General features: G+C 43.6%; 6 protein-coding genes and 4 tRNA genes. 7 read left to right on the top strand and 3 right to left on the bottom strand.

The window, feature by feature from the left end; genetic code table 11:
* Window positions 1-565: 565 nt before the first annotated feature.
* Both pssA and AB4154_RS21265 read right to left on the bottom strand, forming a co-directional pair.
* Complete coding sequence (pssA, locus tag AB4154_RS21270; RefSeq protein ID WP_029235079.1) at window positions 566-1906, bottom strand: CDP-diacylglycerol--serine O-phosphatidyltransferase; 1341 nt, start codon at window positions 1904-1906, stop codon at window positions 566-568.
* Window positions 1907-1997: 91 nt separating this feature from the next.
* A complete protein-coding gene (locus AB4154_RS21265; protein ID WP_017059798.1) occupies window positions 1998-2429 on the bottom strand; it encodes a GNAT family N-acetyltransferase in 432 nt (143 codons plus the stop codon).
* Between the two features lie 66 nt (window positions 2430-2495).
* Here AB4154_RS21265 and murB point away from each other — a divergent pair, with 66 nt between their 5' ends.
* Window positions 2496-3542 (top strand): UDP-N-acetylmuramate dehydrogenase, encoded by a 1047-nt coding sequence (murB, locus tag AB4154_RS21260; protein ID WP_017059799.1) that lies wholly within the window; start codon window positions 2496-2498, stop codon window positions 3540-3542.
* Window positions 3539-4504 (top strand): bifunctional biotin--[acetyl-CoA-carboxylase] ligase/biotin operon repressor BirA, encoded by a 966-nt coding sequence (birA, locus tag AB4154_RS21255; protein WP_017059800.1) that lies wholly within the window; start codon window positions 3539-3541, stop codon window positions 4502-4504. Before murB ends, birA begins: the two co-directional genes overlap by 4 nt.
* A gap of 7 nt (window positions 4505-4511) precedes the next feature.
* Here birA and coaA read toward each other — a convergent pair whose 3' ends face one another.
* Complete coding sequence (gene coaA, locus AB4154_RS21250) at window positions 4512-5435, bottom strand: type I pantothenate kinase (protein WP_017066910.1); 924 nt, start codon at window positions 5433-5435, stop codon at window positions 4512-4514.
* A 210-nt stretch (window positions 5436-5645) separates the two neighbouring features.
* Between coaA and AB4154_RS21245 the strand changes: the two genes are divergently transcribed.
* The 5 genes from AB4154_RS21245 to AB4154_RS21225 all read left to right on the top strand — a co-directional run.
* A tRNA-Thr gene (locus AB4154_RS21245) sits at window positions 5646-5721 on the top strand.
* A 44-nt stretch (window positions 5722-5765) separates the two neighbouring features.
* Window positions 5766-5850, top strand: a tRNA-Tyr gene (locus AB4154_RS21240).
* A gap of 39 nt (window positions 5851-5889) precedes the next feature.
* A tRNA-Gly gene (locus AB4154_RS21235) sits at window positions 5890-5964 on the top strand.
* A gap of 13 nt (window positions 5965-5977) precedes the next feature.
* Window positions 5978-6053, top strand: a tRNA-Thr gene (locus AB4154_RS21230).
* Window positions 6054-6148: 95 nt separating this feature from the next.
* Window positions 6149-6290: GTP-binding protein (locus AB4154_RS21225; RefSeq protein WP_242456805.1), on the top strand; the 142-nt coding region annotated here is incomplete at its 3' end.

The raw sequence follows: 6290 nt of genomic DNA, 5'->3' as shown, positions 1-6290 counted from the left end.
TTTAATTGGTATAAAGACACCGAGCCCCTGCACTTCATGCTATTCCGGCACATATCAGAAAGCCTAGTCTGACGACTAGGCTTTCGTCGTTTCCTGCGTATGTGTTTTGGGTTTTAGTAGTAGATCCTTATCGCTAGCTATGAAGTACTTCTCTATATATCGGGAGGTGCTGCTTGGGAATATAGGTGGTCACTTCTAACTCTTAAGCTAAATAGAGCAGAGCACTAATCTGATTGTTTTACTATGTGAAATTCTCTATCGCGTACGTACTTCGCCCTAAGGAGTGAGACTTTATTGCTTGAATACGTAAAGGGTAATTGTCGATTATGTTCGTATTGGTACTCGTTTAGCTGCTATCTAAACCATACCTGATACACGTATCTGGAACCCTGAGACTGACTAAGGAAAAGGTAGGATGCTTAACACTTCAAGCTATCACACTCACTATGAATAAATAGAGATGTTGATTCGAAAGACCATCAAACAAACCTAAATAGCTATCTCGTAGATACAAAAACGCCTAGCGTTTGCTAGGCGTTGATAAATAGTGTCTCTAATACATCGACTACAGTATTTGCTTAAGCACCCTATCGGCTTTCACACGAGTGATCTTACGAATCAACTTCTGAACTTCCATCGGGTAGCTCTCTACCTTGTCTAACTGCTTATAAGTACAGATAAGCTGAGTGTGTTGAAGGATGTTATCCACTTCAGCCTGAAACTTGTCTGTTAGGTGATGGTAGTTATCTTGGATAAAGATACCGTTCTCTAGATCCAACTTCCATGCGCGTGGATTTAGATTATTACCTGTTAGTAGCATGTAGCGCTTATCTACCCAAATGCCCTTTAGGTGGAAGCTATTGGAATCGTGTTGCCAAAGTCGAATTGATAGATTACGGCTAGCAATATGAGCTTCATTCGCTTTAGCGAAACGGCGTAAGTTCAGTTCGTAAAGGTATGGCAAACCACCAATCGTTTTAAACTCTTCTTCTGGTGAGATAAAGAAATCATTCGCTGTCTTATCACCAACAACAATGCTGACCTTTACGCCACGCTTAAGTGCTTTCTTCACTTCTTTAGCTAGGCTAGGTGGGAAGTTGAAGTAAGGTGTGCAGATGAAGATTTCATCTTTAGCTTGAGCGACGAGTTGGTTGATTCCCTGATTCAGACGGTTACGTCTTTTACCGATACCAACCAATGGTGTTACAGCCACTTGCTCTGCTGAAACCTCTTGCCCTTCGAATTGATACTGAGACCTTGCCAATGATGCTCGAAACTGACGAATCGCTGGTTTCAGTTCTTTGGTCGCAGGCTTGTTCTTATCAGCCAGGTCATAAACAGCGCTGTCCGCAACCATCTGTTCGTGTACGTAGGCAAACATTGAGTCAGCAAGAGCTGCATTGTTTAAAACATGGTAACGATCAAAGCGATAGCGGTCATGGTAATTCAGATAGATATTGTTAAGGCTTGCACCGCTGTATATCACGCTATCATCGACGATAAAGCCTTTTAAGTGCAATACGCCAAAGACTTCTTTGCCGCGAACGGGAATGCCATAGACAGGCACAGAATGTTGATATTTCTCTGCGAACTCTTTATACATGGCTGCATTGCCTTCAGAAGACTCTGCGCCAATCAATCCACGCTGCGCCCGGTGCCAATCGACACAAACGCTCACGTCTAATTCTGGATTCTTTTGCTTTGCTTCATATAAGGCAGTTAGGATCTCACGGCCAGCCTCATCATCTTCAAGATACAAAGCGACTAAACTAATACGAGTCGTTGCGCGAGATATTTCATCAAGTAGGCGAGTTCGAAACTCTTGCGCTGATAGTAGTACTTCAAACTTGTCAGGATTCTGCGCTATGGTTGGCAACTGTATGAATGGATTCCTACTGGCAATCATATTGACTGTTTTACCTTAAAAATATGCAAAATTGCGAACCTTTAATTTTACCAAAGGGATAGCACCAAATACTAGATAATCGAGGCATTCTCTAACAATTTTGCTGATAATGCATAGGAATGAGATCTTTTCCGCTATTCGAATAGCGCTCGTATAAAACTCTTAAACCATTTGGTAGATCTTTAGGGTCTACTTGTACGAATTTGTGTCGCGCGTAAAAATTGGTGAGATGAGCGTACGCAAAGCAGTAATCATCTTCCGTAAGCGTATGTTGCGCACAATAATCCATAAGCTGGGAGCCTAATTGCTGACCACGATGTTGTTTTGATATCGCCATACCGGTAAGTAAGCGATTATTTTCTATTGTACGAAAACGCACGACACCGCACAGTTCGTTATTCAGCAATAACGAATAGATCAGTTCACTCTTATTCGCTTTTCCCGTTGGGTAATGTTCTTTATAGAAACGTTTAACTAGGGGAACCTTTACTGGGTCTAATTGAGTAATGATGACATTGTTCATTCAGTCACTGCGCCATTGGTTTATCTGCTGTAGAATGACCGCAGTGTAAGTTAATTGAATATCGCCATGCAATTCCATCTCAATGCTAGTTTAAAAAATGTTCATACTTTTTCCATCGATCAGACGTGTGATGCGTTGGTTGAAGTCACCACTACCGAAGAACTTATTTCGCTTTACAAAGACCCTAAATGGTCAGCTTTGCCTAAGTTAATACTGGGTAAGGGCAGTAATATGCTTTTTACTGAGCACTTCGCTGGCCTGGTCATCGTGAATAAATTAGCCGGGATTGAGCTGGCCGAGACGGACAGTCATCACCTACTGCATGTGAGTGGTGGCGAGGATTGGCCAAGCTTGGTTGAGTGGAGTGTGGATAAAGGGCTGGGTGGTCTAGAAAACCTAGCAATGATACCCGGCTGTTCCGGCTCTGCTCCGATTCAGAATATTGGTGCGTATGGTGTTGAGCTACAAGACGTATGCGAGTATGTCGATATCCTGTGTCTGGATACTTATACAGTTAAGCGATTAAGCAAAGAAGAGTGTCTCTTTGGTTACCGAGATTCTATTTTCAAACACGCTCTCTACGATAAAGCGATTGTTGTTGCGATTGGTTTAACGTTGCCGAAAGAGTGGGAGCCATGCAATCACTATGGCCCGTTAAAAAGCCTAGCAGCCGATACGCTCTCCCCTCGCACTATATTTGATGAAGTGTGTGCTATCCGTTCAAGTAAGCTGCCAGACCCTAGAGTACAAGGGAATGCGGGTAGCTTCTTCAAAAACCCTGTGATCACCAAAGATCATTTTGATCGCTTGTTAGCTCTATATCCAAATATGGTTGGTTATGAGAGTAATGACATGATCAAAGTTGCTGCTGGCTGGCTGATTGATCAATGCCAGTTCAAGGGTGTGACAGAAGGTGGCGCTCAGGTTCACCCCAACCAAGCATTGGTTATTATCAATTATGATGAGGCTTCTGCTGTGGATATCCTTAAGCTTGCAGAGCGAGTGCGCCAGTCCGTTTTGAATAAATTCGATATTCGATTGGAACATGAAGTGCGCTTTATGGGACGAGACTGCGAGACAAACTTGGATAAGGCTTTGGAGTCATTGGCATGAGAGAGCACAGTACCAAGCTTGCACTATTGAGATGTCTTGCTGACGGTGAGTTTCATTCAGGTGAAGACCTAGGTGAAATGATTGGCGTATCACGAGCGGCTATCAGTAAGCACATTAAAGGTATTCAAGAGTGGGGTTTAGATATCTACCGAGTACAAGGCAAGGGTTACAAACTAGCCAGTCGTTTGGATATGCTTGACCAAGACAAATTGTCTGCAGTTAGTCGCGATGCTTCTCTTGAACTCATTCCCATCATAGGTTCTACAAACCAACACCTATTAGAGCGCACTAACACCCTCGAATCGGGTTCTGTCTGTATTGCTGAATATCAAGCTGCGGGTCGTGGACGCCGTGGACGAGAGTGGGTATCACCATTTGGTGCAAACCTCTATCTTTCAATGTATTGGAGACTCGACGCGGGGATGGCTGCCGCAATGGGCTTAAGCCTTGTGGTTGGTGTAGCTGTTGTTGAAGCTTTGGAAGAGATGGGCGTAGAAGGTGTAAAGCTTAAATGGCCGAACGACCTTTACCACAATGACAAGAAGCTTGCAGGTATCTTGGTCGAGCTGTCAGGACAGTCTGGCGGCGCTGCGCATATTGTGATTGGTTTAGGGCTAAACCTATCCATGGATCCAACAACATCAGGTATTGGCCAGCCATGGACTTCCCTTAAAGAAGTGTGTGATGGGAAGGTGCCAGACCGTAACCAGTTAGCGCAGGCTCTGATCAATGCTTGGGATAAGTCACTTGTCGACTACGAGTTGAAAGGAATGTCCAATTTTTTAGAGCGTTGGAACCGCTTGGATAATTTCTTAGGTCGCAATGTTAGATTGATCATTGGACCTAGAGAAATTGAAGGTGTTGTTCAAGGCATCGATGAACAAGGTGCTGTATTGCTCAAAACTGAGAATGGTGTCGAGAGCTATATTGGTGGCGAGATATCGCTAAGAAAAGGCGACTAAGGCGTTACTATTTTCTTAGTAACACTTCTTCAACCATATGATCTGCGCCTTTACGTAGAATCAGGTGAGCCCTTTCTCTTGTCGGAAGGATATTTTGTTCAAGGTTCAAGCCATTAATTGAACTCCAGATACCTTCTGCTTTGTCCAATGCGGCTTGGTTCGATAATTTAGTGTAATGACTAAAGTAAGAGCCAGGCTTAGTAAACGCGCCATCGCGGAATTTCATAAAGCGATTGACGTACCATTCTTTGATTTGTTGGCTATCAGCGTCAACATAGAGTGAGAAATCAAGGAAGTCTGAAATAAACACGCGATGTGGCTCGTGTGGATAATTCATTCCGGTTTGTAAAACATTAAGCCCTTCAATAATAAGCACATCTGGTAGGTCGACGCACTTAACGTCATCAGTAATATTGTACGTAAGATGCGAGTAAACAGGGGCTGTGACATTTCTCTTGCAAGCTTTTACATCCGAAACAAAGTTCACTAAACGCTTGATATCGTAAGATTCAGGAAAGCCCTTTTTGCTCATCAACCCTTTCTCTTCTAACACCTCGTTTGGATATAAAAAGCCATCGGTTGTCACTAGTTCAACTTTTGGGTGGTTTTCCCAGCGAGAGAGTAGGGCTTTAAGCAGACGCGCAGTGGTACTTTTGCCAACAGCTACGCTACCCGCAATACCGATGATAAAAGGTGGCGCTTTCTCTTTCTTATCTAGAAATTGGTGGAGTACCGAGTTTCTATTCTGTCTGGCTGCCACATAGAGGTTCAATAGACGAGATAGCGGTAGATAGATCTCTACTGCCTCTTCCATTGTGAGCTTTTCATTGATGCCTTGAAGCTCTTTTAAGTCGCTCTCAGAAAGTGTCATCGGAACTAAATTCCTTAGCTCAGACCAACGTTCGCGGTCAAATGACATAAATGGGCTCATACAAAACTCTATAGTGGATAACAAAACAAGTGCATGGAAAATACATCAAGCGATAGATAAATAAAATATCTTCCTGTACTAGATGCGGGTTAAAGACGTAAACCTTGAGCTAAATAGCCGTATGTAGGAGTTTGCTCAGAGAATTTTGCACTTTTTTTCAATTTGCTATTGCAAGGTGGAAAATCATTCAATAAAATGCGCCCCACTTGTGCCGACTTAGCTCAGTAGGTAGAGCAACTGACTTGTAATCAGTAGGTCACCAGTTCGATTCCGGTAGTCGGCACCACTTTCTCCCTTCCTTTAAGGCAAGCGAGAGAAAGCTCAAAATTTGGAGAGGTTCCCGAGTGGCCAAAGGGAGCAGACTGTAAATCTGTTGGCACTGCCTTCGATGGTTCGAATCCGTCCCTCTCCACCATATTCTAAAGGTTAAATAGCTCAAACAGAGTTACGTGTTGCGTGCATCGTATAATGGCTATTACCTCAGCCTTCCAAGCTGATGATGCGGGTTCGATTCCCGCTGCACGCTCCAACTCATTTTGTGTGCTGATATAGCTCAGTCGGTAGAGCGCACCCTTGGTAAGGGTGAGGTCCCCAGTTCGACTCTGGGTATTAGCACCAGTCTAAAGCTTCTTCTCCTTTAATAAAGAAAACCATTTTTTTTGGTTGCGTGGTCTTATTTTAAGCCACCTAATCCGTACCTAGAGGGACACCCCATGTCTAAAGAAAAATTTGAACGTACGAAACCGCACGTAAACGTTGGTACTATCGGCCACGTTGACCACGGTAAAACAACTCTAACTGCTGCTATCTGTACTACTCTTGCAAAAGTGTACGGTGGTGTTGCTAAAGATTTCG

The organism is Vibrio sp. 10N.286.51.B11 (assembly GCF_041469245.1).
GTDB classification, from domain to species: domain Bacteria; phylum Pseudomonadota; class Gammaproteobacteria; order Enterobacterales; family Vibrionaceae; genus Vibrio; species Vibrio crassostreae_C.
Note: the sequence above shows the minus strand (reverse complement) of the source record. Positions and strands in the feature narration are given on the sequence as shown.